General features: G+C 71.2%; 22 protein-coding genes and 1 pseudogene. 12 read left to right on the plus strand and 11 right to left on the minus strand.

Features of this window, described 5'->3' with window-relative positions; all coding sequences use genetic code 11:
• Nucleotides 1-200 (minus strand): annotated as a pseudogene (locus tag ACFCXS_RS37920) (cytochrome ubiquinol oxidase subunit I); the annotation flags it as partial.
• 63 nt (nt 201-263) lie between these two features.
• Here ACFCXS_RS37920 and ACFCXS_RS37925 point away from each other — a divergent pair.
• A complete protein-coding gene (locus tag ACFCXS_RS37925) occupies nt 264-824 on the plus strand; it encodes an RNA polymerase sigma factor (protein ID WP_376647892.1) in 561 nt (186 codons plus the stop codon).
• Nucleotides 817-1,983: a CU044_5270 family protein gene (locus ACFCXS_RS37930; RefSeq protein WP_376647893.1), complete on the plus strand. Its 1,167-nt coding sequence runs from the start codon at nt 817-819 to the stop codon at nt 1,981-1,983. Before ACFCXS_RS37925 ends, ACFCXS_RS37930 begins: the two co-directional genes overlap by 8 nt.
• A 35-nt stretch (nt 1,984-2,018) precedes the next feature.
• Here ACFCXS_RS37930 and ACFCXS_RS37935 read toward each other — a convergent pair whose 3' ends face one another.
• Both ACFCXS_RS37935 and ACFCXS_RS37940 read right to left on the minus strand, forming a co-directional pair.
• Nucleotides 2,019-2,381, minus strand: coding sequence for a nuclear transport factor 2 family protein (locus ACFCXS_RS37935; protein WP_376647894.1), 363 nt, complete (start codon nt 2,379-2,381; stop codon nt 2,019-2,021).
• 129 nt (nt 2,382-2,510) lie between these two features.
• Nucleotides 2,511-4,265, minus strand: coding sequence for an ABC transporter ATP-binding protein (locus ACFCXS_RS37940; RefSeq protein ID WP_376647895.1), 1,755 nt, complete (start codon nt 4,263-4,265; stop codon nt 2,511-2,513).
• A gap of 160 nt (nt 4,266-4,425) precedes the next feature.
• Here ACFCXS_RS37940 and ACFCXS_RS37945 point away from each other — a divergent pair, with 160 nt between their 5' ends.
• The 4 genes from ACFCXS_RS37945 (at nt 4,426) to ACFCXS_RS37960 (ending at nt 8,027) form a co-directional block, all read left to right on the plus strand.
• Nucleotides 4,426-5,514, plus strand: a complete 1,089-nt coding sequence (locus tag ACFCXS_RS37945) for an S-(hydroxymethyl)mycothiol dehydrogenase (RefSeq protein WP_376647896.1) — start codon at nt 4,426-4,428, stop codon at nt 5,512-5,514.
• Nucleotides 5,514-6,143 (plus strand): MBL fold metallo-hydrolase, encoded by a 630-nt coding sequence (locus ACFCXS_RS37950; protein WP_376647897.1) that lies wholly within the window; start codon nt 5,514-5,516, stop codon nt 6,141-6,143. Before ACFCXS_RS37945 ends, ACFCXS_RS37950 begins: the two co-directional genes overlap by 1 nt.
• 90 nt (nt 6,144-6,233) lie before the next feature.
• Nucleotides 6,234-7,148, plus strand: a complete 915-nt coding sequence (locus tag ACFCXS_RS37955) for an SDR family oxidoreductase (protein WP_376647898.1) — start codon at nt 6,234-6,236, stop codon at nt 7,146-7,148.
• Nucleotides 7,149-7,331: 183 nt separating this feature from the next.
• A complete protein-coding gene (locus ACFCXS_RS37960) occupies nt 7,332-8,027 on the plus strand; it encodes a L,D-transpeptidase family protein (RefSeq protein WP_376647899.1) in 696 nt (231 codons plus the stop codon).
• Nucleotides 8,028-8,061: 34 nt separating this feature from the next.
• Here the strand turns inward: ACFCXS_RS37960 and ACFCXS_RS37965 are convergent, their stop codons facing one another.
• From ACFCXS_RS37965 to ACFCXS_RS37980, 4 genes are read right to left on the minus strand one after another with little or no spacing between them, the layout of a single operon-like run.
• A complete protein-coding gene (locus ACFCXS_RS37965; protein ID WP_376647900.1) occupies nt 8,062-9,261 on the minus strand; it encodes a Gfo/Idh/MocA family protein in 1,200 nt (399 codons plus the stop codon).
• A 29-nt stretch (nt 9,262-9,290) separates the two neighbouring features.
• Complete coding sequence (locus ACFCXS_RS37970) at nt 9,291-10,640, minus strand: ABC transporter substrate-binding protein (RefSeq protein WP_376647901.1); 1,350 nt, start codon at nt 10,638-10,640, stop codon at nt 9,291-9,293.
• A 10-nt stretch (nt 10,641-10,650) separates the two neighbouring features.
• The gene (locus ACFCXS_RS37975; protein ID WP_376647902.1) at nt 10,651-11,574 is read right to left on the minus strand and encodes a carbohydrate ABC transporter permease; all 924 of its coding nucleotides are present in this window, start codon (nt 11,572-11,574) and stop codon (nt 10,651-10,653) included.
• Nucleotides 11,575-11,590: 16 nt separating this feature from the next.
• Nucleotides 11,591-12,556 carry a carbohydrate ABC transporter permease gene (locus ACFCXS_RS37980; RefSeq protein ID WP_376647903.1) on the minus strand — a complete coding sequence of 322 codons (966 nt, stop codon included), beginning with the start codon at nt 12,554-12,556 and terminating at the stop codon, nt 11,591-11,593.
• Between the two features lie 172 nt (nt 12,557-12,728).
• On the opposite strand from ACFCXS_RS37980, the gene ACFCXS_RS37985 reads away from it, so the two are divergent.
• The gene (locus ACFCXS_RS37985; protein ID WP_376647904.1) at nt 12,729-13,889 is read left to right on the plus strand and encodes an ROK family protein; all 1,161 of its coding nucleotides are present in this window, start codon (nt 12,729-12,731) and stop codon (nt 13,887-13,889) included.
• 151 nt (nt 13,890-14,040) lie between these two features.
• Nucleotides 14,041-14,226, plus strand: a complete 186-nt coding sequence (locus tag ACFCXS_RS37990) for a hypothetical protein (RefSeq protein ID WP_033312444.1) — start codon at nt 14,041-14,043, stop codon at nt 14,224-14,226.
• 94 nt (nt 14,227-14,320) lie between these two features.
• Here the strand turns inward: ACFCXS_RS37990 and ACFCXS_RS37995 are convergent, their stop codons facing one another.
• Both ACFCXS_RS37995 and ACFCXS_RS38000 read right to left on the minus strand, forming a co-directional pair.
• On the minus strand, nt 14,321-15,667 hold the full coding sequence (locus ACFCXS_RS37995) for a S1 family peptidase (protein WP_376647905.1): 1,347 nt from the start codon (nt 15,665-15,667) through the stop codon (nt 14,321-14,323).
• A gap of 122 nt (nt 15,668-15,789) precedes the next feature.
• Complete coding sequence (locus ACFCXS_RS38000) at nt 15,790-16,779, minus strand: hypothetical protein (protein ID WP_376647906.1); 990 nt, start codon at nt 16,777-16,779, stop codon at nt 15,790-15,792.
• 24 nt (nt 16,780-16,803) lie between these two features.
• Here ACFCXS_RS38000 and ACFCXS_RS38005 point away from each other — a divergent pair, with 24 nt between their 5' ends.
• Both ACFCXS_RS38005 and ACFCXS_RS38010 read left to right on the plus strand, forming a co-directional pair.
• Complete coding sequence (locus ACFCXS_RS38005) at nt 16,804-17,982, plus strand: MalY/PatB family protein (RefSeq protein WP_376647907.1); 1,179 nt, start codon at nt 16,804-16,806, stop codon at nt 17,980-17,982.
• Nucleotides 17,983-18,012: 30 nt separating this feature from the next.
• On the plus strand, nt 18,013-18,396 hold the full coding sequence (locus ACFCXS_RS38010; RefSeq protein ID WP_376647908.1) for a PPOX class F420-dependent oxidoreductase: 384 nt from the start codon (nt 18,013-18,015) through the stop codon (nt 18,394-18,396).
• A 7-nt stretch (nt 18,397-18,403) separates the two neighbouring features.
• On the opposite strand, the gene ACFCXS_RS38015 is transcribed toward ACFCXS_RS38010, so the two are convergent.
• Together ACFCXS_RS38015 and ACFCXS_RS38020 are read right to left on the minus strand one after the other, a co-directional pair.
• The gene (locus ACFCXS_RS38015; RefSeq protein ID WP_376647909.1) at nt 18,404-18,814 is read right to left on the minus strand and encodes a Zn-ribbon domain-containing OB-fold protein; all 411 of its coding nucleotides are present in this window, start codon (nt 18,812-18,814) and stop codon (nt 18,404-18,406) included.
• A gap of 151 nt (nt 18,815-18,965) precedes the next feature.
• On the minus strand, nt 18,966-19,634 hold the full coding sequence (locus ACFCXS_RS38020) for a TetR family transcriptional regulator (RefSeq protein ID WP_376647935.1): 669 nt from the start codon (nt 19,632-19,634) through the stop codon (nt 18,966-18,968).
• Between the two features lie 218 nt (nt 19,635-19,852).
• On the opposite strand from ACFCXS_RS38020, the gene ACFCXS_RS38025 reads away from it, so the two are divergent.
• Nucleotides 19,853-20,557: a peptidoglycan-binding protein gene (locus ACFCXS_RS38025; RefSeq protein WP_376647910.1), complete on the plus strand. Its 705-nt coding sequence runs from the start codon at nt 19,853-19,855 to the stop codon at nt 20,555-20,557.
• Nucleotides 20,558-20,566: 9 nt separating this feature from the next.
• Nucleotides 20,567-21,055, plus strand: coding sequence for a flavin reductase family protein (locus ACFCXS_RS38030; RefSeq protein WP_376647911.1), 489 nt, complete (start codon nt 20,567-20,569; stop codon nt 21,053-21,055).
• Nucleotides 21,056-21,118 lie beyond the last annotated feature (63 nt).

A 21,118-nucleotide genomic window follows, 5' to 3' on the forward strand; every position in this document is an offset into this window, starting at 1 on the left:
TGCTCGTTCGACATGATCTGCAGACCGGGCCGGGCGAGCTCGGCGCGCATCAGCAGCGCCATCACGCCACCGATGACGAAGAACGCGAAAGACGTCACCAGGTACAGCGTGCCGATCGTCTTGTGATCAGTGGTCGTCAGCCACTTGAGGTGCCTCATGCCCCGCCTGTGTCCGCGCCCCGCCCGGGCGTCACACTTCACCGACGCGACGAGAATCACGAAAACGGGTGTGACGATCGGGAAAGTGCCGGACACGAACGGGACATGAGCAACGACGAGATCTTCGCCGCTGCCTACCGCGAGCACTACTGGGCGGTCAGCCGCTATGTCGCACGGCGACTGGACGGGCGGACCGGCGAGGTGGAGGAAGTGGTGGCGGAGGTGTTCACGGTCGCCTGGCGGCGCCGGGCCGACCTCCCGGCCGCCGCGCTGCCCTGGCTGTACGGCGTGGCACGCAACTGTCTGGCCAACGCGGTACGCGGCCACGGACGCCGCCGCCGGCTCGTCGACCGGCTCGGCAACGACGACACCGCGCACGGGCGGCACATCACGGCGGGCCCGGAGGCCGACACTCCAGGCGGCTGGGTGCACGAGGCGCTCGCCCGGCTCTCCGCCGCCGACCAGGAGGTGTTGCGGCTGACGGCCTGGGAGGGACTCGGCGTCGACGAGGTCGCCGTCGCCCTCGGCTGCGGCAGCCGGGCCGCCGCCATGCGGCTGCACCGGGCCCGGCGCCGCCTCAGAGCCGAGATCGGCCGTCTGCGTCCCGAGCTCCCGATCGCCGAGCACTCCTGCATGACCGCCCCGAAGGAACACGGCCATGGCTGACGAACTCGAACTGCTGCGCAGCGCCGACCCGGTGCCGCCCGACGGTCCCCACTTCGGAGACGGCCCCCTGGACCACAACGCCGAGCGCCGACTGCAACAACTGCTGCACGACCGGCCGGACCTCGCCCCCGGCCGTCTGCGGGAGCGCCCGGACCACGCCCGTCTGCACGACCGGCCGGACCACGCCCCCGGCCGTCTGCGGGAGCGCCCGGATCGCGCGCCCGGTCGTCTGCGCGACCGGGCGAATCGCGCCCCCGGCCGTCTGCGGGACCTGCTGCCGCCCGGGCCCGGCCGCTCCCGCTCGCGGTCCCGGTCGGCGCCCGGGCCCCGGCTGGCCTGGGGGCTGGTCGCCTGCGCCGTCGTCGCGGCCCTGACCCTCACGTTCGTACTGAGCGGCCCGAGCACCGCCCCCGCGGTCGCCGCGCCCCGCCCCCTGGTGATCGAGTCGGGCTCCACGCCCGTACCCCTGGGCCGGCTGGCCGGGCACGCGGCGGCCGCGGCGGCGGCCGACGGCTCGCCCCGCCTCCGCAAGGGCACGCACGTGCAGTCCTGGAGCCTGGGTATGTCGGACGACAAGCCCCCGATCACCCTGCCGCAGGAGCGCATCGTGCGCTGGCGGCCCGACGGCAGCCACACCGAACTCGTCGTCGCCACCGACCCGAGGCACCCGGGCAGGCCGGTCCTGTCCGACGAGGGCGGCACACCGCGGCTCGTCCAGGACCGCCACGTCCTGCTCGACCGGACGTACCCGCCGAGCTGGAGCGACGCCCCGCCCCAGTCGCCCCCGCCCCACGACCCGGCCCGGCTGCGCGCCTATCTGACGGAGTCCCAGTTCACCGACACCCCGCTGACCACGCCCGAACTGCTGGACGCCACGGCTACGCTGCTGGACCACTGGACCCTCGGCGCACGAGAGAGCGCGGCGCTCGCGCGGCTGCTGGCCGGCGCCAAGGGGCTGCGGCCGGCCGGCCAGGTGACCGACCGGCTTGGCCGGCCGGGGCAGGCCTACGTGAACGACTCCCGCGGCGTCCGCCGCATGCTCATCATGGACCCGGCCACCGGTGCCGTCCTCGGCCTGGAGAGCACCTTCACCGCCGCCGAGCCCGAGTACGGCGTCGAGAAGGGCGACGTCATGTCGTACAGCGCCTGGACGCGCTGATCACGCCCCGGTCCCGCCTCGCGATGTCTCTCCTCCTACTCGTCCCAGGCCTGGATCAGGGTCTGCTCGGCGATCTTGCCGTCGCGCAGCGTGATCATGGACTCGGACAGGACGCGCACACCGTCCGCGTACTGACAGCTCTCGCTGTAGGCGGCCTCGTCGCCCTGGACGATGCACCGCTCCACCTTGTGCGTCATGTCCCGGCTGTAGACGTCCTCCAGCATCCGGCCGATCTCGTTCCGGCCGTGCAGGACCTTGGGGTGGCTGGGCTGGGTGGTGTGGTCGACGATGCGGAACTCCGCGTCGTCCGCGTAGAGCGACAGCAGGATGTCCGGCTGTCCTTCCACACCCCGGCGCAGGGTCTCTCCGTCGAAGGCGGGGTCTGCCGCGGTTCCCATGATGGACCTCCTTCGAAGGGCCGCGACCCGCTCGGCAGCGGGCCGCGAGGGCCTCACTCCTGAGCCTCCTCCCGCCCGACGGTCACGGCAAGCGCAGCGTGAAACAGCGGGCTTCACCCGGGCCGCGCCTCAGTCCGCCGTGGCGAGGAACTGCGTCGCCGCCAGCTCCGCGTAGAGCGGGTCGGCCGTCACGAGCTCACGGTGGGTGCCGACGGCACGGACCCGGCCGGCGTCCATCACCACGATCCGGTCGGCCATCGTCACCGTGGACAGGCGGTGCGCCACGACGAGGACCGTGGTCGTCCGGGCCACGTCCGCGACGGTGTCGCGCAGCGCCGCCTCGTTCACCGCGTCCAGCTGTGAGGTCGCCTCGTCGAGCAGCAGCAGCCGGGGGCGGCGCAGCAGCGCGCGGGCGATGGCGACGCGCTGGCGCTCACCGCCGGACAGCTTGGTGCCGCGGTGCCCCACGAGGGTGTCGAGGCCGCCGGGCAGCCGGGAGACCAGACCGTCGAGCCGGGTCGTCTTGAGCACCCGCGCGAGGGCGTCCTCGTCCGCCTCCGGATTGCCCAGCAGCAGGTTGTCCCGCAGGGAGCCCGAGAGGACCGGCGCGTCCTGCTCCACGTAGCCGATCGCGGCGCGCAGCCGGGGCAGTTCCCAGTCGTCGAGGTTTCGCCCGTCCAGCGTGATCACGCCGGACTCGGGGTCGTAGAACCGCTCGATCAGTGAGAAGACGGTGGTCTTGCCGGCGCCGGACGGGCCCACGAACGCCGTCATGCCCTGCGCGGGCACGGTGAAGGTCACTCCGTGGTGGACGTGGGGCAGGTCGTCGGCGTAGCGGAAGCGGACGTCGTCGAAGGCGAGGGCGGCGGGCTCGGCGCCGGGGGAGGGCAGCGGGGCGGCCCCGGCGGCCGGTTCGGCGGGCAGGCGCAGGGCCTCCTCGATGCGGGTGAGGGCCGCGGCGCCCGTCTGGTACTGGGTGATGGCGCCGACGACCTGCTGTATGGGCGACATCAGGTAGAAGACGAACAGCAGGAACGCGACCAGCGTGCCCACGTCGATCGCGCCGGTCGCGACCCGCGCGCCGCCCACGGCGAGCACGGTGATGAAGGCGACCTGCATGGCGAGCCCCGCCGTGTTGCCCGCGGCGGCCGACCACTTGGCCGCCCGCACGCTCTGGCGCCACGACTCCTGCGCCGCCTCGTGCAGCGTCCGCTCCTCCCGGTGCTCCGCGCCGGACGCCTTCACCGTGCGCAACGCGCCGAGGGTCCGCTCCAGCGAGGCGCCCATGACGCCCACCGCGTCCTGCGCCTGCCGGCTCGCCTTGTTGATGCGCGGCACGATCACCCCGAGAATCACGCCGGCGCCCAGGATCACCGCCAGAGTGACGCCCAGCAGCACGCCGTCCACCCAGCCCATCATCACGATCGTGGCTATGAGTGTGAGCCCGCCCGTGCCCAGTCCGACCAGCGAGTCGGTGGTGACCGCCCGCAGCAGCGTCGTGTCGGAGGTGATGCGGGCCATCAGGTCACCGGGTTCACTGCGGTCCACGGCGTTGATCCGCAGCCGGAGCAGATACGACGACAGGGCGCGCCGCGCACCGAGCACCACCGACTCGGCGGTGCGCGTCAGCACGTACGAACCCAGTGCGCCCACGGCCGCGTTGGTCACGACCAGGGCCGACATCGCCAGCAGGGCGCCGGTGATGGCCCGGTCGTGCGACAGGTCGTCGATCAGGCCCCGCGCCACCAGCGGCAGCAGCAGCCCGGTCGCCCCGGTGACCAGCGAGAGCAGCGCACCGGTGAACAGGGACCAGCGGTGCGGCCGTACGTATCCGAGGAGCTGTCGCCACGGTGGTGTGGCGGTCTGGGTCTCTGCGATGCTCACGGCGCTCCCTGGGCGTCGGCGGAGCGTTCAGGCTACGTCGCCGCCGAGCCGCGCGGCCTGCCCTTTTCGAGGAAACAGGCCGGCCGATCGGCGCCCCTTGAGGATCGGTCGCGCGTAGGGTCGGAGGGGAACGGACCCGGCCGACGAAGGAGTCAGCAGCATGGCCCAGGAAGTACGCGGCGTGATCGCCCCCGGCAAGGACGAGCCGGTGCGGATCGAGACGGTCGTGGTGCCCGACCCCGGCCCGGGCGAAGCGGTGGTGCAGGTGCAGGCCTGCGGGGTGTGCCACACCGACCTGCACTACAAGCAGGGCGGCATCAACGACGAGTTCCCGTTCCTGCTCGGCCACGAGGCGGCGGGCGTGGTCGAGGCCGTCGGCCCCGGCGTCACCGATGTCGAGCCCGGTGACTTCGTGATCCTCAACTGGCGTGCGGTGTGCGGGAAGTGCCGTGCCTGTCTGCGCGGGCGCCCCTGGTACTGCTTCGACACGCACAACGCGCAGCAGAAGATGACCCTCGCCTCGACCGGCCAGGAGCTGTCCCCGGCCCTGGGCATCGGCGCCTTCGCGGAGAAGACGCTGGTCGCGGCCGGGCAGTGCACCAAGGTCGACCCGGGCGTGGCCCCGCAGGTGGCCGGGCTGCTGGGCTGCGGTGTGATGGCCGGCATCGGCGCCGCGATCAACACCGGGAACGTCGGCCGGGGCGACTCGGTCGCCGTCATCGGCTGCGGCGGAGTCGGCGACGCGGCCATCGCCGGATCACGGCTGGCCGGAGCGGCGACGATCATCGCCGTCGACATCGACGACCGCAAGCTGGAGACCGCCCGTTCCATGGGCGCCACCCACACCGTCAACTCGCGCGAGAACGACCCGGTCGAGGCGATCCGCGAGCTCACCGGCGGCTTCGGCGCCGACGTCGTCATCGAGGCCGTCGGCCGCCCCGAGACGTACAAGCAGGCCTTCTACGCCCGCGACCTCGCGGGCACGGTCGTCCTCGTGGGTGTCCCCACGCCCGAGATGAAGCTCGAACTGCCACTGCTGGACGTCTTCGGCCGGGGCGGGTCCCTCAAGTCGAGCTGGTACGGAGACTGCCTGCCCTCCCGCGACTTCCCCATGCTGACCGACCTGCATCTGCAGGGGCGCCTGGACCTCGGCGCGTTCGTCACGGAGACGATCCAGCTCGACGAGGTGGAGAAGGCCTTCGAGCGGATGCACCACGGCGACGTGCTGCGTTCGGTGGTGGTGCTGTGATGACGACGCGCATCGAACACCTCGTCACCTCCGGCCAGTTCAGCCTCGACGGCGGCACCTGGGACGTCGACAACAACGTGTGGATCGTCGGCGACGACCACGAGGCGATCGTCATCGACGCCGCCCACGACGCCGATGCCATCGCCGAGGCCGTCGGCAACCGCCGGCTCACCGCCATCGTGTGCACCCACGCCCACAACGACCACATCAACGCCGCCCCCGCCCTCGCCGAGCGCACCGGCGCCACCATCTGGCTGCACCACGACGACCTGCCGCTGTGGAAGCAGACCCACCCGGACCGCGAGCCGGACGCCTGGCTGGTCGACGGCCAGACGATCGAGGCCGGCGGCGCCGACCTCAGGGTCCTGCACACCCCGGGGCACGCGCCCGGCGCCGTCTGCCTCTACGACCCGGGACTGGGCACCGTCTTCACCGGCGACACCCTCTTCCAGGGCGGCCCCGGCGCCACCGGCCGGTCCTTCTCGCACTTCCCGACGATCATCGACTCGATCCGCGACCGGCTGCTGACCCTGCCGCCCGGGACGACGGTCCGCACCGGCCACGGCGACTCCACGACCATTGGCGCGGAGGCCCCGCAGCTCCAGGAATGGATCACCCGGGGCCACTGACCGCGTGTCGCAGATAAAAGGCGACAGAAGATGTCCGGCTTACCCGTGACCCTGGAGGTGACAAGCAGCCACGGTCACGGGAGGTCGGACATGTCAGCTCCGTTGCAGGACAAGGTCGCACTGGTCGCGGGTGCGACCCGGGGCGCCGGGCGCGGGATCGCCGTGGAACTCGGTGCGGCCGGCGCCACGGTGTACGTCACCGGCCGCACCACCCGCGCCCGCCGCTCGGAGTACGACCGGCCCGAGACCATCGAGGACACCGCCGACCTGGTCACCGCCGCCGGCGGCCAGGGCATCGCCGTCCCCACCGACCACCTGGACCGGGCGCAGGTCAAGGCGCTGGTGGACCGGATCGCGGACGAGCAGGGCCGCCTGGACGTCCTCGTCAACGACATCTGGGGCGGCGAGAAGCTCTTCGAGTGGGACGCGACCCTCTGGGAGCACGACCTCGACAACGGCCTGCGCCTGCTGAGGCTCGCCGTCGAGACGCACGCCGTCACCAGCCACCACGCCCTGCCCCTGCTGCTGCGCAACCCCGGTGGCCTCGTCGTCGAGGTCACCGACGGCACCGCGGACTACAACGCCGAGAACTTCCGCGTGAACTTCTTCTACGACCTCGCCAAGGCCTCCGTGCTGCGCATGGCCTTCGCCCTCGGTCACGAACTCGGCCCGCGCGGCGCCACCGCCGTCGCCCTCACACCCGGCTGGCTGCGCTCGGAACTGATGCTGGACGGATACGGAGTGCGGGAGGAGAACTGGCGCGACGCCCTGAAGAGCGTCCCGCACTTCGCCATCTCCGAGACCCCGCACTACGTGGGCCGGGCCGTGGCCGCGCTCGCCGCCGACGCGGACGTGGCGCGCTGGAACGGCCGATCGCTGTCCAGCGGCGGACTCGCCCAGGTGTACGGCTTCACCGACCTCGACGGCAGCCGCCCGGATGCCTGGCGCTACCTCGTGGAGGTCCAGGACGCGGGCAAGCCGGCGGACACGACCGGCTACCGCTGACACGGAAGAGCCGGGGAACCGGCTGTTCGAATCGCCCCACCGTGCACGTATATGTCCACTCCGTGCCGGTGGGGTATGTCACTGTTCCGTCCCAGCGCGCCCGACCGCACAACCGGAAGCGTTCTCCGTCCGTCTAGCTGGCAGACATCACCGAACCGCTTTCGCGAAAGGGCAGGGCCAGCCATGGGGGACGTACGCAGACGGAGCGCCGTCGCACTGGGGATCACCGGTCTGGTGGCACCGCTCACGCTCGCGCTCGGGGCCGCACCGGCCCAGGCGGCGAGCTGCACCACGCAGGCCGGCCCGTACCAGAAGAAGGTGGAGAGGTTCCTCGGCCGCCCGGTCGACGGCAAGCAGTCCGCCGCCGACTGCAAGGCCATCAAGGCCTTCCAGACCAAGCACGGCATCACCCCGAACATCGGCTATGCCGGCTCGGTCACCTGGGGCGTCATGGACCTGATGCAGAAGCAGAAGGCCGTCGGCAAGACCCCCAACAAGGACGGCAAGTGCCCCGTGAACAAGGGCCGGATCGCCTGCGTGAACCTCACGCTCCAGCTCAGCTGGATCCAGGACGGCAAGAAGCTCGTCTACGGCCCGGTCCCGGTCCGCACCGGCCGCGACGGGTACGAGACCCGCACCGGCCTCAAGAAGATCTACTGGCGCGACATCGACCACGTCTCGTCCATCTACGACGTGCCGATGCCCTACTCGCAGTTCTTCGACGGCGGCCAGGCCTTCCACTCGGTCGGCGTCAGCATGTGGAACCCGCCGGGCTCGCACGGCTGCGCCAACATGACGAAGACCGACGCCAAGAAGTACTGGTCGTTGCTGAAGAACGGCGACGACGTCTTCATCTACGGCCGCAAGCCGGGCACCTGATCCCGGGCGCCCGGCTCGCGTCCGGCGGTGCCCCCTACTGGGGCGCGTTCCCGAAGTCTGGGATCTCCAGCCTGGCCCCGCCCTGCCGCGCCGACTCGTGCGCGATGATGCCCGGCAGGGTGTAACGGGCCGCCACCCAGGCGTTCACCGACGGCAGCGTGCGCGTGTTGACCGCCGTCACGAAGTCGTCCACCAGGAAGTGGTGGCTGCCCTCGTGACCGTTGTGGAGATGGTCGAACTCCCGCGGCAGCCGCGCCCGGTCGTGCACCGGCGCCGACCCGGAGGTGAAGGCGGCCCGCAGGTCCGGCGCGATGTGCTGCAGCGAGGGGTCGTCGGGCGCCATGGTGGGCTTGGGCTCCAGCAGTTCGCTGATGTCCTTCACCCCCTGCTTGTCCTGCCACAGGGCGACCGTGGCGAGCTGCTCCATGCTCGCCTCGGTCCCGAAGAAGCGGAAGCGGGACTCCCGTATGTGCGAGGGGTAGCCGACCCGCCGGAACTCGTTCGTACGGAACGAGCCGCCGCCCGCCACCTCGAACAGCGCGGTGGCGTTGGAGACGTCGTTGCCGAACTGGCTGACGTCCTTGTCGAATACACCGTCGCCCCGGTCGTCGGTGACACCGATCGCCGACACGCTCACCGCGTGGGTCTTCCAGGCGCCCAGCACCCCGCCGACCGCGTGCGTCGGGTACAGCAGCGGGGGATAGCTGGCGGTGGCCTTCCAGTTCTCGCCGCCGCTGTACTGGTAGGCCTCGTAGAAGCCCAGGTCCATGTCGTGGACGTAGTCGCCCTCGGCGTAGAAGAGCCGCCCGAACGCGCCCTCGGCGATCTGGTTGCGGGCGTGGACCGTGGCCGGGTTGTACTCGCTGGTCTCGCCCATCATGTACGTCAGCCCCGTGGCCTTGACCGCGTCGATGATCGCCGCGATCTCCTCCGTGCTGATCGCCATGGGAACCGCGGAGTACACGTGCTTGCCGGCGTTGAGGCCCTGGAGGACCAGCGGCCCGTGCGTCCAGCGCTGGGTGAAGATCGCGACGGCGTCCACGTCCTCCGACTCCAGCATGGACTGGTAGGACGGGAAGGTGCCCGCCAGTCCCTGGGCGGAGGCGAGGTGCTCGGCCCTCTCGGGCAGCAGGTCGGTGACGTAGACGTCGCCGACGCCGGGGTGGGCCTGGAACAGGGTGGCGAACTGGCCCGAGAACTGTCCGGCGCCGACGATGCCGAGGGAGAACGTCATGGGGGGCGTGCCCTTCACTGGTCGGGTGATCACTGCGAGAGGATCAGGTTGATCTGGTCATTGGTGCGGTCGAGGCTGCTCACGGGCTTGCCGTTGCCGTAGATGTCCTCCATCGCGGGGGCCATCAGCGCCGTCATGTCCGCCGAGTAGCTGGCGATCGGATACGAGAAGGTCCGGAAGTCCTTCTTGTCGGCCACGGGTTCGGTGAACGCCGAGACGTCGATGCCCTTCTTCCGGTAGGCGGCGACGGCCGCCTCGGTCCCGGCCGGGGTGGCGGGGAAGACGACCCCGGACCTGCCGACGACGCTCTGGCAGCGGTCCGAGGCCAGGTAGGCCACCCACTTGCGGGCGCCCACCTTGTTCTTGGAGGCCTTCGTGATGGAATCGGCGAGGCCGTTCATCATCGTGGCGCGCTTGCCGGTCGGACCGGTCGGCGTCACGGCGGTCCTGATGTCCTTGCCCTTGAAGCCGGCATACGTGGAGATCATCCAGGCCCCGTCGAACGCAGTGGCCGCCTTGCCCGCCGCGACCTGGGTGTTCGCCTGGTTGGACTGGACGTTGTAGTCGGACAGCGGCGGCATGTAGCCCTTCTTCGCCAGGCCGAAGTACCACCGGATGACCGACTGGAAGGTCTTGCTGTCGTACTGGTACTTCGTGCCCCAGCGCGGTTTGTCGAGGTAGCTCCACCCGGCGGAGGCGGCGAAGTTGCTCCACTGCGTCTGGCCGTCGCCGAACCCGCCGCCGTTGCTGGCCATGCCGTACACCTTGACGTTGTTCTTGTCGAAGCCCGGCTCGTCGCCCCGCTTGCCGTTCCTGTCGATCGTGAGGTGGGCGATGGCCTTCTCGAAGCTGCCGCCGTCCTTCGGGTTCCAGGAGAGGCCGTTGAGCTGCTCGGCGCCGAGACCGGCCTGCTCGGTCATCTTCGTGTTGTAGAACAGCGCGACGGTGTCCCAGTCCTTCGGGGCGCCGTAGCGGTGGCCGTCCTTGCCGATCCAGTTGGCGGCGAGGCCCGGCTGGTAGTCGGAGTTCTTGATGCCCAGGTCGTCGAGCGGTTCGAGGGCCTTCAGGTCGGTGAACTGGCCGAAGTACTGGATGTGGTCGGTGAACACGTCCGGCTGGGTGCCCGCGATGAACCCGGCGGTGAGCTTGGTCCAGTAGTCGCTCCACCCCAATTGCGTGATCTTGACCTTCAGTCCGGGGTTCTCCTTCTCGAAGCCCTTCGCGCAGGCCTGGTAGACGGGCAGCTGGTTGGCGTCCCACAGCCAGTACGTGACCGTGTTCGCGGAGGATCCGGCGGCGCCACCCTGCGCGCATCCGCTGACCAGGGACAGCGCCAGCGCTCCGGTCGCCGCGACGAGCGGACGAAGTCGAATTCGCATCACAGTCCCCTTACTTGATCCCGGTGAAGCCGATGGAACTGACGATGCGGCGGGCGAAGCAGGCGAACAGCACCAGCATCGGCAGCGCGGCGATCAGCGTCGCGGCCATGAGCCCGGACCAGTCGACGCCGGTCGAGGGCGTCTGCGCCCGGAACACCGCGAGCGCCACGGTCAGCACCCGCGAGCTGTCGCTGTACGAGACCATCAGCGGCCAGAAGTAGTCGTTCCAGGAGGTGATGTACGTCAGCACGCCCAGCGTGATGATCGGCGTGGACGCCATCGGCAGGACCACCCGGAAGAAGATCTTGATCTTCCCGGCGCCGTCGAGCAGCGCGGCCTCCTCGACCTCCTTGGGGATGTTCATGAAGAACTGGCGCAGGAAGAACACCGCGAACGGCGTCATGAACATGGTGGGCAGCGCGATGCCCAGCAGGGTGTCGATCAGGTGCAGCTGCTTGATGAGCACGAAGTTCGGCAGCAGCGTGAAGATGGCCGGCACCATCATCCCGGCCAGGAACAGCCCGAACACCTTGTCCCGGCCCCGCCAGCGCAGCCGCGAGAAGGCGTAGGCGGCCATGGCGGAGAAGAAGATCTGGCATCCGGTGATCAGGGTCGAGACCAGCACCGAGTTGAGCAGGTAGCGCCAGAAGTCGAGCCCGCCGCCGGCGCCGCCCTGTTTGACGGCCTCCTCGGCCGACTGCAGCCCCAGGGCGCGTTCGAAGCCGCTGGTGGTGAGGTCGACCGGCAGCGGATTGGTCGGGTCGGCGTTCAGGCCCGCGTTGGTGGACAGCGCGGTGCGCAGGATCCAGTAGAACGGCAGCAGGGTGATGAGGACGATCAGCCCCATCACGGTCCAGGCGGCGGCCCGCCCCAAGGTGAACCTGCGCCGGACCGGCCCCAGGGTCGTCGGCGGTGTTGTCGTCACGGCAGCCATGGCGGTGTCTCCCTTCTCAGCCGAGGTCGGTCCGGCCGGCCCGGGTGAGCCGGTACTGGAGGACGGTGATCGCGCTCAGCACGACCAGCAGGGCGACGGACATGGCCGAGGCGTAGCCGAACTGGAAGCGGCCGAACGCCGAGCCGTAGATGTAGTACTGCAGGACGTTGGTCGCGTTCGCCGGGCCGCCCGCGGTGGTCACGGCGACGGTGTCGAACACCTGGAACGACCCGATCACCGTCATGATCAGCACGACCGCGAGCACCGGCCGCAGCAGCGGCATGGTGATCCGCCAGAACATCCGCCACTCGCTCGCGCCGTCCACCCGGGCCGCCTCGTACATGTCGTTCGGGATGGCCTGCAGGCCGGCGAACAGCAGCAGGGCGGTGTACCCCACGTGCCGCCACACGTTGATCAGCGCGATCGTCGGGATCGCCCAGGTCTCGTCCGCGAGGAAGGGGATGCGGTCCACCCCGAGGCCGCTGACGATCTCGTTGCCGATGCCGAGCTGGGTGTCGAGGATCCACAGCCAGACCAGACCGGCCACCACGTTCGACATCAGATACGGCGTCAGCACGATCCCGCGCAGCATCGCCGACTGGGTCAGCCGCTGGAGCAGGACGGCGATGGCGAGCGCCGCGACCGTCTGGACGCCGATGTTGATGACGACGTACTCGACCGTGACCCACAGGGAGTCCCAGAAGATGGGGTCGTGGACCATGCGGACGTAGTTGTCCAGGCCCACCCACTCCGCCGGGGTCAGCAGGTTGAAGCGGGTGAAGCTCAGATAGATGCCCCGGAGCGTCGGCCAGAGCAGGAAGACCAGGAAGCCGAGCAGGGCCGGAGCGATGAAGAGCGCGGCCAGCCGGCCGTCCCCCCGGTCCTCGCCGGACACCCCCTGTCGCGGCCCGGTCCTGCTGCTGGCCTCCGCCGCGCCGCCCGTGGGCAGACGTGATGGAGGACTGCTGGAGGCGATGGTCATCGGGAGACTCCCTCGCTGCGGCGGCTCGTCCTCTGGCGGGACTTACTTTTGGTGCGAAACAATTGCCGCGTCAAGAGCCCTGCAAACATCTTTTCCCAGGAACCGACATCTGCCTAGAGTGGTCATGTTGGTTTCAGTGCGAAAAAAACGGGTGAAGGGAGTCGGACCCTCCATGACCGAAGGCACCTCCGGCTGGCTGCCGCTGAGCCCCGGTGAACGCTCCGTGGCGATCGAAGTGCTGGTCCACGGCCCGCTGTCGCGCACGGAACTCGCCCGCAGGCTGGGCCTGTCGGCCGGCAGCCTCACCCGTCTGACCAAGCCCCTGATCGAGTCGGGTCTGCTGGTCGAGGTGCCCGAGGCGGGAGCGCCCCCGGAGGCGCGCCAGGGCCGCCCATCGCAGCCGCTGGACGTCGTCGCCGACTCGGGTTTCTTCCTCGGCTTCAAGATCACCGAGGATACGGTCTACGGCGTCGTCACCACGCTGCGGAGCCACATCGTCGCCCGCCACGACCGCCCGCTCACCACCCACGATCCTGCCGAAGTCGCCGACGTGCTGGCCGGGATGACCGCCGAACTGGCCGAGGGGCACCCGCGCCTCGCCGGAATCGGCATCGGGGTCGGCGGCTTCGTCCAGGACCGGGCCGTGGTCGGCGAATCCCCGTTCCTGCTGTGGCGGGACGTCCCCCTGGCCGAGCTGGTCGAGGAGCGCACCGGCCTGCCGGTGGTCGTCGAGAACGACGTCGCCGCCCTGGTCGAGGCGGAGACCTGGTTCGGCGCCGGGCGCGGACTGGACCGCTTCGTCGTCCTCACCATCGGCGCCGGCCTCGGCTATGGGCTCGTCCTGGGCGGCAGGCGCGTGCCCTTCGCCGAGGAGGACCGCGGCTTCGGCAAGCACTGGATCGTCGACTCGCACGGGCCGCTCACCCCGGACGGCAGGCGCGGCAGCGCCGTCTCGCTGCTGACCATCCCGAGCATCCGCTACCAGGTCCGGGCCGCCACCGGCGAGGACCGCACCTACGAGGAGATCCTCGACCGGGCCGCCGCCGGGGACCCGATGCCCGCCCGGGTCGTCGGTGAGGCGGCGCGAGCCCTGGGCACACTCGTCGCGCAGATCTCCAATTTCGTGATGCCGCAGAGGATCCTGCTCGCGGGGGAGGGGGTCGGGCTGATGGACGTGGCCGGCAAGACGGTCGAGGAGACGGTGCGTGAGCTCAGGCACCCGCTCGCCGCGCCGGTCGGCCTGGAGACGAAGGTCTCCGACTTCCACGACTGGGCCCGCGGTGCGGCCGTGTTGGCCATCAAGGTGCTGGTGCTGGGATCGGCCGAAGCGTGAACGACGGCGAACTGCCCGGCGGTGAAAGGTACTCACAGGCGGTTGATGTGAACAGCCTCACGTTTACCGGGAGATGGACGTGATCAGCAACACTGTCCGAAATGACCGTTTAGCTCGTGATTACTCACATCGCCTTCACGTCCGGCGACGTATGCTTCACAGCATGTCCACCACTGTTGAAACCTCATCCGAGCGATCGGCTGACGAGGTCAACGAGGAGATCCGCGCGCTGTGGCGCCGGTCGGGCGGGACACTGAGCGTCGAGCAGCGCGAGGAGTACCAGCGGCTCGTCCTGGAGTGGGCCTCCGCGGCCCCGCAGTCGGCGCCCGCGGCCTGACCCTCGGTCCCGGCCCGCCGACGCATCGGACCCTCGTCGAAGGGCACCCCTCCAAGGGGTGCCCTTCTCGCACTGTCCTCGGCCGCTGCCGGCGTCATCCCCAAGTCGCCGAGTAGTACTGCCGATACGCCTTGCGGTCCTGTTCCGCGCGGATCCAGCGGGTCGCCACCAGGGCGACGAGGCTGCCCGCGATGACGAGCATGCCCGGGCCGACATTGCGCGGGTCGGTGAGGCGGCTCAGCAGTGTCGACACGTCCGTGCCCGTGATCGGCGCCGACGCACCCGGCGAGGCCGCGCCCTGCGATGCCGACGGGGCGGGAGCGGCCCCCGTACCGCCGGCCGATTTGGCCACGATCAGCTTGACGCCCAGCTCGGTCAGCGCCTTCGTCACCGGCTGGAAGAACGTCGTACCGCCCGCCTTGCAGTCCCCACTGCCGCCCGACGTCAGGCCGAGCGCGATGCCGTCGGCGAACATCGGGCCTCCGCTGTCACCGGGTTCCGCGCACACGTTCGTCTCGATGAGGCCGCTGACCGTGCCCTCGGGGTAGTTGACCGTGGCGTTGAGCGCGGTCACCTCTCCCTCGCGCAGCCCGCTGGTGCTGCCGCTGCGGAAGACCTGCTGTCCGACCTCCGCGTCGGCGACGCCGGTGATCCGCACGCCCTTGCCGTCACCGACCGCCACCACGTCCGCGCCCTTGCCCGCGCGGCCGGCGTCGTACTTCACCAGGGAGTAGTCGTCGCCGGGGAAACTCCCCTTGAGCGAGGTGCCGACCTGCTGGCGGCCCCGGTCGTCGGCGAACCAGACGGAACCGTCGGGACCGCAGTGACCGGCCGTCAGGATGAAGTCGCTCTCCCCGTCCGTCACGTTGAACCCGGCCGAACAGCGCCCGGCCGTGGACAGGATGGGCTGCGCGCCGTTGAGCCGTGTCGTGAACGTGCCCTCGGTGCGCTCCATGCGCACGAAGGAGCCGATGCCCTCGGCTACCTCGGTCATCCTGGACCACGCGGAGGCGGAGACGGTGCTGTCGCCCCGGACCACCACCTGGTTGTTCTTGTAGTCCAGGGCCCACGAGGTGCCGGAGACCCTGGGGGCCGAACGCAACGTCGCCGCGGCCGACTTGAGGTCGCTCATGCTGTGGCTGACCATCTTGGCCCGCGCTCCGGCGCGCTTCACCTCGGCGGCCGCCTTCTCGTCGGTCACCGCGACGACCGGCCGCCCGGACGTGTCGATCCAGCTGCCCGCCGTGCGGGCGTTGCCGAGCCGGGACACGAGGTCGGTGCCCTCGCCGGTCGCCGGCGGCGCGGTGAACGGGACGCCGATGGACGGGGCCGCCGGCTCGCTCGCCACGGCGTTGGTGACCATGGCTCCTCCGAGGAGGAGTCCGCCGACGGCCGCCAGCCGTGTCACTCGCCGGACGACCCGTCGTCGTGCGTGCCTCATGCATGGCTCCCGAACCCGAACATCACGATGTGAACACCGCAGGGCGCTCCCGGAGTTGAGTGCCCCTCATCCATACGGGCCGCAGCCCGGCCGCGTTCAGCGCACCGGTGATCTCTTCGGCGTCACCCGGCGACCGGGTCCGCGAGCAGGGCCCCGCTGCGAGCGTCGCCCCACACCGAGCCCGGATCCACGTAGGGCCGCAGCAGGGCGGTGAGCGCCGGGTCCCCGCGGCCGTTCAGCTCGTCGGAGGCGATCTTGCGGGCGATCCCGGCGAGGAAGTCCGCCACCTGCACCCGTGCGTCGTCACGCGCCACGACCAGCCGCAGCCCGGCCAGGTGGCTCCCGGCCCGCCGGGCCGTCCCCTCGATCCACGCGATGCGGTCCGGCGTCAGCATGTTCTGCCGGTCGTGCACGAGGTGGACCGGCCTGCCTGCGCCGCTCCACAGCGCGGCCGTGCGCACGATCGCCGGGAGCAGCGGGTTGAGCAACGGGATCAGCGGCGGCCCGGACAGGAGGCCGCCCCGGTACGACACCGCGCGGGGCCGGGTCGCGGCGAGTCGCTCCAGGACGCTCGCCGCGTCCGCCCGGGGCCGAGCCCGGAGCAGGGTGTCGACGGTGCCGTAGAAAGCGTCCACCGGGTCCCCGTCCTGACGGACCCGCAGCAGCTGGTTGGCCGCATCGAGGAACGCCCGCCAGCCGGCCTCCCCGTAGGCCGGGCGCCCCGCGCGGAACAGGACGGCCGCCTCGACCGCGTCGTCCAGCAGCAGGCCCAGCGTCCGGTCCACCATGAAGAACGTCTTTTCCATGAGGTGCACCCGCGCCCGTCCGTGGATCGGCCCCCGAGGCGCGAGCAGCCACTCCAGCACCGCACGGTGCTTCTCCCGCAGCAGGTGGTTCGCCTTGTACTCCTCGGCCGGTGATCTGATCCGGTCCCGGATCTCCCGTACCGTCGCCGCGGCCGCCGTCTCGGACAGCGAGACGCCGGCGTGCGCGAACACGTCCGTGTTCCCGCCGGTGAGGTTCTCACCGTCCGACCCCGACTCGTCGCAGGCGACCTCCAGCACCGCGTCCGCCGCCCCGCCCTGCTCCCCGTTCGCCGGATTCCCGCTCACCGCACGGCCCCCTATCGTGTGCCCATGACCAGGATCCCGCACGATTCGTCCGGTGAACCGAATCCCCTGCAAGTGCTCACCCTCGACCGCCTCCGGCAGCGCACGAGCATGAAGTGGCGCACCTACCCCGAGGACGTGCTGCCGCTGTGGGTGGCCGAGATGGACGTGCCGCTCGCGCAGTCCGTCGTGCGTGCCGTCACCGACGCGCTCCACCTCGGCGACACCGGCTACCCGGCCGGCACCGCCTACGCGGAGGCCCTGGCGGACTTCGCCGGGAAGCGGTGGGACTGGGACGGGCTCGCCGTGGAGCGCACCGCGATCGTGCCCGACGTCATGCTGGGTGTCGTCGAGATGCTCAGGCTGGTCACCGGCCCCGGCGACACCGTGGTCGTGAACCCGCCCGTGTACCCGCCGTTCTACCTGTTCGTCGAGCACATGGACCGACGGGTGGCCGAGGCCCCGCTCGGGGCGGACGGGCGTCTGGACCTCGACGTTCTGGAGGAGGCCTTCCGGCGGGCCGTGACGGGCGGGAGACCGGCCGCCTACCTGCTGTGCAGCCCCCACAACCCGACCGGCACCGTGCACACGGCCACGGAGCTGTCCGCCGTCGCGTCCCTCGCCGAGCGGTACGGCGTGCGCGTCGTCGCCGACGAGATCCACTCCCCGCTCGTGGTCGGCGACGCCGGCTTCGTGCCGTATCTGAGCGTGCCGGGCGCCGAGCGCGGGCTGTCGCTGATGTCCGCCTCGAAGGGCTGGAACCTGCCCGGGCTCAAGGCCGCCCTCGCGATCGCCGGGCCCGGGGCCGCCGCCGACCTGGAGCGGATGCCCGAGGAGGTGGGACACGGCCCCAGCCACGTCGCCGTCATCGCCCACACCGCCGCCCTGCACGACGGTGTCACCTGGCTGGACGCCCTGCTGGCCGGCCTCGACGCCAACCGATGGCTGCTCGCGGACCTGCTGGCCGAGCACCTGCCCGCGATCCGCTACCGTCCGGGCGATGCCACCTACCTGGCCTGGCTCGACTGCCGCGCCCTGGGGCTCGGCGACGACCCGGCCGACGTGTTCCTGCGCCACGGCCGGGTCGCCCTCAGCTCCGGCCTTCCCTTCGGCACGGGCGGCGCAGGCCATGCCCGGCTCAACCTGGGGACCTCGCAGGAGGTGCTCACGGAGGCGGTGCGCAAAATGGCGGCGGCGCTCCGCTGAGCCTGCGGACGCGCTCGTACACTGCCCGCCATGGACGACACGACGCTGGACGCGCTCGGCGCGGGAAAGTACCTGCTGATCACCAGCTACCGCAGGAACGGCACACCGGTCGCCACGCCGGTCTGGGTGGTACGCGACGGTGCGGCGCTCGGCGCGTGGACGCCCGCCGATTCCTGGAAGGTGAAGCGGATCCGCAATCGCGCCGACGTCCTGGTCGGCCCCTGCGACCTGCGCGGCAATCCCACCGGCGACCAGGTGCCCGCGACGGCGGAGATCTGCGACCCCGCCACCACCGCCCGCTATCGGGGGCTGATCGCCCGCAAGTACGGCCTGACGGGCCGGCTCACCCTGCTCGGCAGCCGGTTGCGCCGGGGTCTGGACGGCACCGTGGGCATCCGCGTCACCGTCCGCTGAGGAGGAGTCAGCTCCAGGCCCGGTACGGCTCGTCCAGCAGCTGGAAGACCGGCTCGCCCCGTACCGGGTCCTTGGCCGTGGACAGCCGCACCCGGTCGCCGCTGTGGATGCCGATCGGCGGACCCATCACCCGGCCGCGCACCACGAAGCCTTCGGCCATCTCGACCAGGGAGACGTTGCGCGCGGCGGGGGTGTTGCGGTGCACCACGGTGGAGTGGCGCACCGTGCCCGTGCCCTCGGCCCGCTCCGTGCGCAGCTCGCTGCCCCGGCAGACCGGACAGAGCAACCGGTGGTACATGGCGGTACCGCACCAGGTGCAGCGCTGGTAGAGGATGGCCTCGGAGTCCTGGCCCCTCGAGTCGAGCAGACCCGTCGCGGAGCCGGCTCCCTGCTGAGTGACGCTTCCTGAGTGGTACACGCTGGTCAACTCCCTGCACTCGGCCGGAATCCGCGCACGCGATCACTCGCGCACACGGGTGCGCGGCTCGCCGTGCCACCGTGCACGCAGCACAGAGTATGGCACTCAGTGCCACTCGTAAAGGCACTCCGTACCCTCAATGTGGCGAGGGTCAGCCCCGCCCCAGCGTCGTCTCGATCTCCTGCACGACCCGCCACAGCGGTGCCCCGCGCCGCGACACGACGACCACCACGTCCTCCGGCTGCTCCACGGCGGGCGGCACCGGTACGCCGCCGAACGTCGACTGCACATAGGCCAGCGCGCGGTCGACCGCCTCGCTCGCCTCGCCCTGCCCGTCCGAACGCAGCCAGGAACGCAGTGCGTTGTTGTGCGCCGCGACCACCGCAGCCGCGATCACGTCGGCCCGCAGGGTGCCCTCCCGGCAGGCGGCGAAGCGCCGGCGCAGGTAGGCGGCGAGGGCCCGCTCGTAGCGCCACACCACCGACAGTTCGTAGGCGCGCAGTCCCGGGACCTGCTTGGTGAGGCGGTAGCGCTGCACGGAGAACGTCGGGTTCTCGGCGTACATGCGCAGCACGAGCCGGGCCGCGTCGCAGACCCGCCCCACGGGTTCGTCGTCGTCGGAGCCGTCCGCCAGGAAGGCGGTCATGTCGGCCAGGCAGCGCTCGTGGTCCGGGAAGACCACGTCCTCCTTGGAGGGGAAGTAGCGGAAGAACGAGCGCCGTCCGACTCCGGCGAGAGCGACGATGTCGTCGACGGTGGTCTGCTCGTACCCCCGCTCCAGGAACAGCTGGAAGGCCGCCGCCACCAAGGCGTCCCGCATGGGCGGCTTCCCGGTGCCCGCCTCGGCTTTCTCGGAGCTCATGAGCGCGAACGTAGCACCCGGAGGGGACATGGCACTCGGTGCACTCTCATGGAGGTACCGAGTGCTCTGTCCATCGGACGTGACCGTCCTCTGAACCACGGCCACGGCGGCCGCGTATCCAAGGGCGGACGATCCTCGAAGACGGGCGCCCCCGGGCCCGGACGAAGGAGAGCAACGTGTCGACACCGTCCGAGTCCAGGCCGCCGCAGGACGGCCCGGTCCTCGAACCCATCCGCGTCCTGCGGCCCCGCCGCACCGACGCGCTCGCCGAACTGATGCGGGAGTTCCGGCGGGAGACCGGTCAGGAACCCGCCGGCCACGAGCCCGTCGCGCTGCCCGGCCCGCCGGCCGGCTCCGAGGCCCTGACACAGGAACTGCCGCCCGTCGCACGCGAGGCGCGCCGGCGCACGGACGCCGCACCTCCGGGAGCCGGGCTGCGCCGCGCCGCCGTCGCGGTGGCCGTCCTCGCGGCCGCCGTGATCGGCTTCGGCGGCGCGCTCCTGCTCCGCGGCGAGCACACCGGTGACAGCGCGGCGCCCGCGCCCGTGCCGCCCCGGTCCGCCGCCTCCACGGCTGACCCCACCCCCAGCCCCAGCGTCACCTCGCCCGCCCCGCCCGCCGCCGGGCCGGCGGACCCGGACGGGGTGGGCACACTGCGCGAGGGAGCGTCCGGCCCCGAGGTGGCCGAGCTCCAGCAACGCCTCCTGCACATCCCGGACGTCTACCGGGACGGCTCCACCAGCGGTCGCTACGACCCCACCCTCACCGCGGCGGTCGCCCGCTTCCAGCTCTGGTACGGCATCCGCGGCGACGAGACCGGCGTCTACGGCAACGACACCCGGGCGGCCCTGGAATCCCGCACCCCGGCGGGCACGAGCTGATGTGTGACCATGGCCGGCATGGACGAGTTCATCGACCGGCTGAACCCCGAGATGTACGTGGTCACGGCCGCCGCGGGGGGTGAACGGGCGGGCTGTCTGGTCGGGTTCGCCTCGCAGTGCTCGCTGCGGCCCGTGCGGTTCGTGGTGTGGCTGTCCGAGCTGAACCACACCTTCCGGGTGGCACGGAACGCGGACGTCCTCGCCGTGCACCTGCTCGGCCGCGAACAGTACGCCCTCGCCGATCTGTTCGGCGGACACACCGGCGACCTGACCGACAAATTCCAGGACCTCCCCCTGCGGGAGGCGTACGGCGGGGCCCTGGTCCTGCGGGACGCGCGGGCCTGGTTCGTCGGCCGGATCGTGACGCGCACGGGCGGCGGCGACCACATCGGCTTCGTCCTCGACCCGGTCGAGTGGGGCGGTCAGCAGGAGGACGACGGGCCGCTGCTGCGCCTGTCCGACGCCGTCACCATCGACCCGGGCCACCCGGTCGACTGACGACGTTCCTCGAACGCCGGGCAACGGCCGGGAAAAAGGCCGGACCGGAACGGCCACGCGGCC

The organism is Streptomyces sp. NPDC056373, from assembly GCF_042262425.1.
Lineage (GTDB): Bacteria > Actinomycetota > Actinomycetes > Streptomycetales > Streptomycetaceae > Streptomyces.

Excerpts from the sequence above, each read along its gene's own strand:
- ACFCXS_RS37970 (WP_376647901.1), bottom strand. The coding sequence starts at position 10,640 with ATGCGAATTCGACTTCGTCCGCTCGTCGCGGCGACCGGAGCGCTGGCG.
- ACFCXS_RS38030 (WP_376647911.1), top strand. The coding sequence starts at position 20,567 with ATGGCCGGCATGGACGAGTTCATCGACCGGCTGAACCCCGAGATGTAC.
- ACFCXS_RS37965 (WP_376647900.1), bottom strand. The coding sequence starts at position 9,261 with ATGACGTTCTCCCTCGGCATCGTCGGCGCCGGACAGTTCTCGGGCCAG.
- ACFCXS_RS38020 (WP_376647935.1), bottom strand. The coding sequence starts at position 19,634 with ATGCGGGACGCCTTGGTGGCGGCGGCCTTCCAGCTGTTCCTGGAGCGG.
- ACFCXS_RS37945 (WP_376647896.1), top strand. The coding sequence starts at position 4,426 with ATGGCCCAGGAAGTACGCGGCGTGATCGCCCCCGGCAAGGACGAGCCG.
- ACFCXS_RS37990 (WP_033312444.1), top strand. The coding sequence starts at position 14,041 with ATGCTTCACAGCATGTCCACCACTGTTGAAACCTCATCCGAGCGATCG.
- ACFCXS_RS37995 (WP_376647905.1), bottom strand. The coding sequence starts at position 15,667 with ATGAGGCACGCACGACGACGGGTCGTCCGGCGAGTGACACGGCTGGCG.
- ACFCXS_RS38005 (WP_376647907.1), top strand. The coding sequence starts at position 16,804 with ATGACCAGGATCCCGCACGATTCGTCCGGTGAACCGAATCCCCTGCAA.
- ACFCXS_RS37980 (WP_376647903.1), bottom strand. The coding sequence starts at position 12,556 with ATGACCATCGCCTCCAGCAGTCCTCCATCACGTCTGCCCACGGGCGGC.
- ACFCXS_RS37985 (WP_376647904.1), top strand. The coding sequence starts at position 12,729 with ATGACCGAAGGCACCTCCGGCTGGCTGCCGCTGAGCCCCGGTGAACGC.
- ACFCXS_RS37925 (WP_376647892.1), top strand. The coding sequence starts at position 264 with ATGAGCAACGACGAGATCTTCGCCGCTGCCTACCGCGAGCACTACTGG.
- ACFCXS_RS37950 (WP_376647897.1), top strand. The coding sequence starts at position 5,514 with ATGACGACGCGCATCGAACACCTCGTCACCTCCGGCCAGTTCAGCCTC.
- ACFCXS_RS37930 (WP_376647893.1), top strand. The coding sequence starts at position 817 with ATGGCTGACGAACTCGAACTGCTGCGCAGCGCCGACCCGGTGCCGCCC.
- ACFCXS_RS37975 (WP_376647902.1), bottom strand. The coding sequence starts at position 11,574 with ATGGCTGCCGTGACGACAACACCGCCGACGACCCTGGGGCCGGTCCGG.
- ACFCXS_RS37955 (WP_376647898.1), top strand. The coding sequence starts at position 6,234 with ATGTCAGCTCCGTTGCAGGACAAGGTCGCACTGGTCGCGGGTGCGACC.
- ACFCXS_RS38010 (WP_376647908.1), top strand. The coding sequence starts at position 18,013 with ATGGACGACACGACGCTGGACGCGCTCGGCGCGGGAAAGTACCTGCTG.
- ACFCXS_RS37935 (WP_376647894.1), bottom strand. The coding sequence starts at position 2,381 with ATGGGAACCGCGGCAGACCCCGCCTTCGACGGAGAGACCCTGCGCCGG.
- ACFCXS_RS37960 (WP_376647899.1), top strand. The coding sequence starts at position 7,332 with ATGGGGGACGTACGCAGACGGAGCGCCGTCGCACTGGGGATCACCGGT.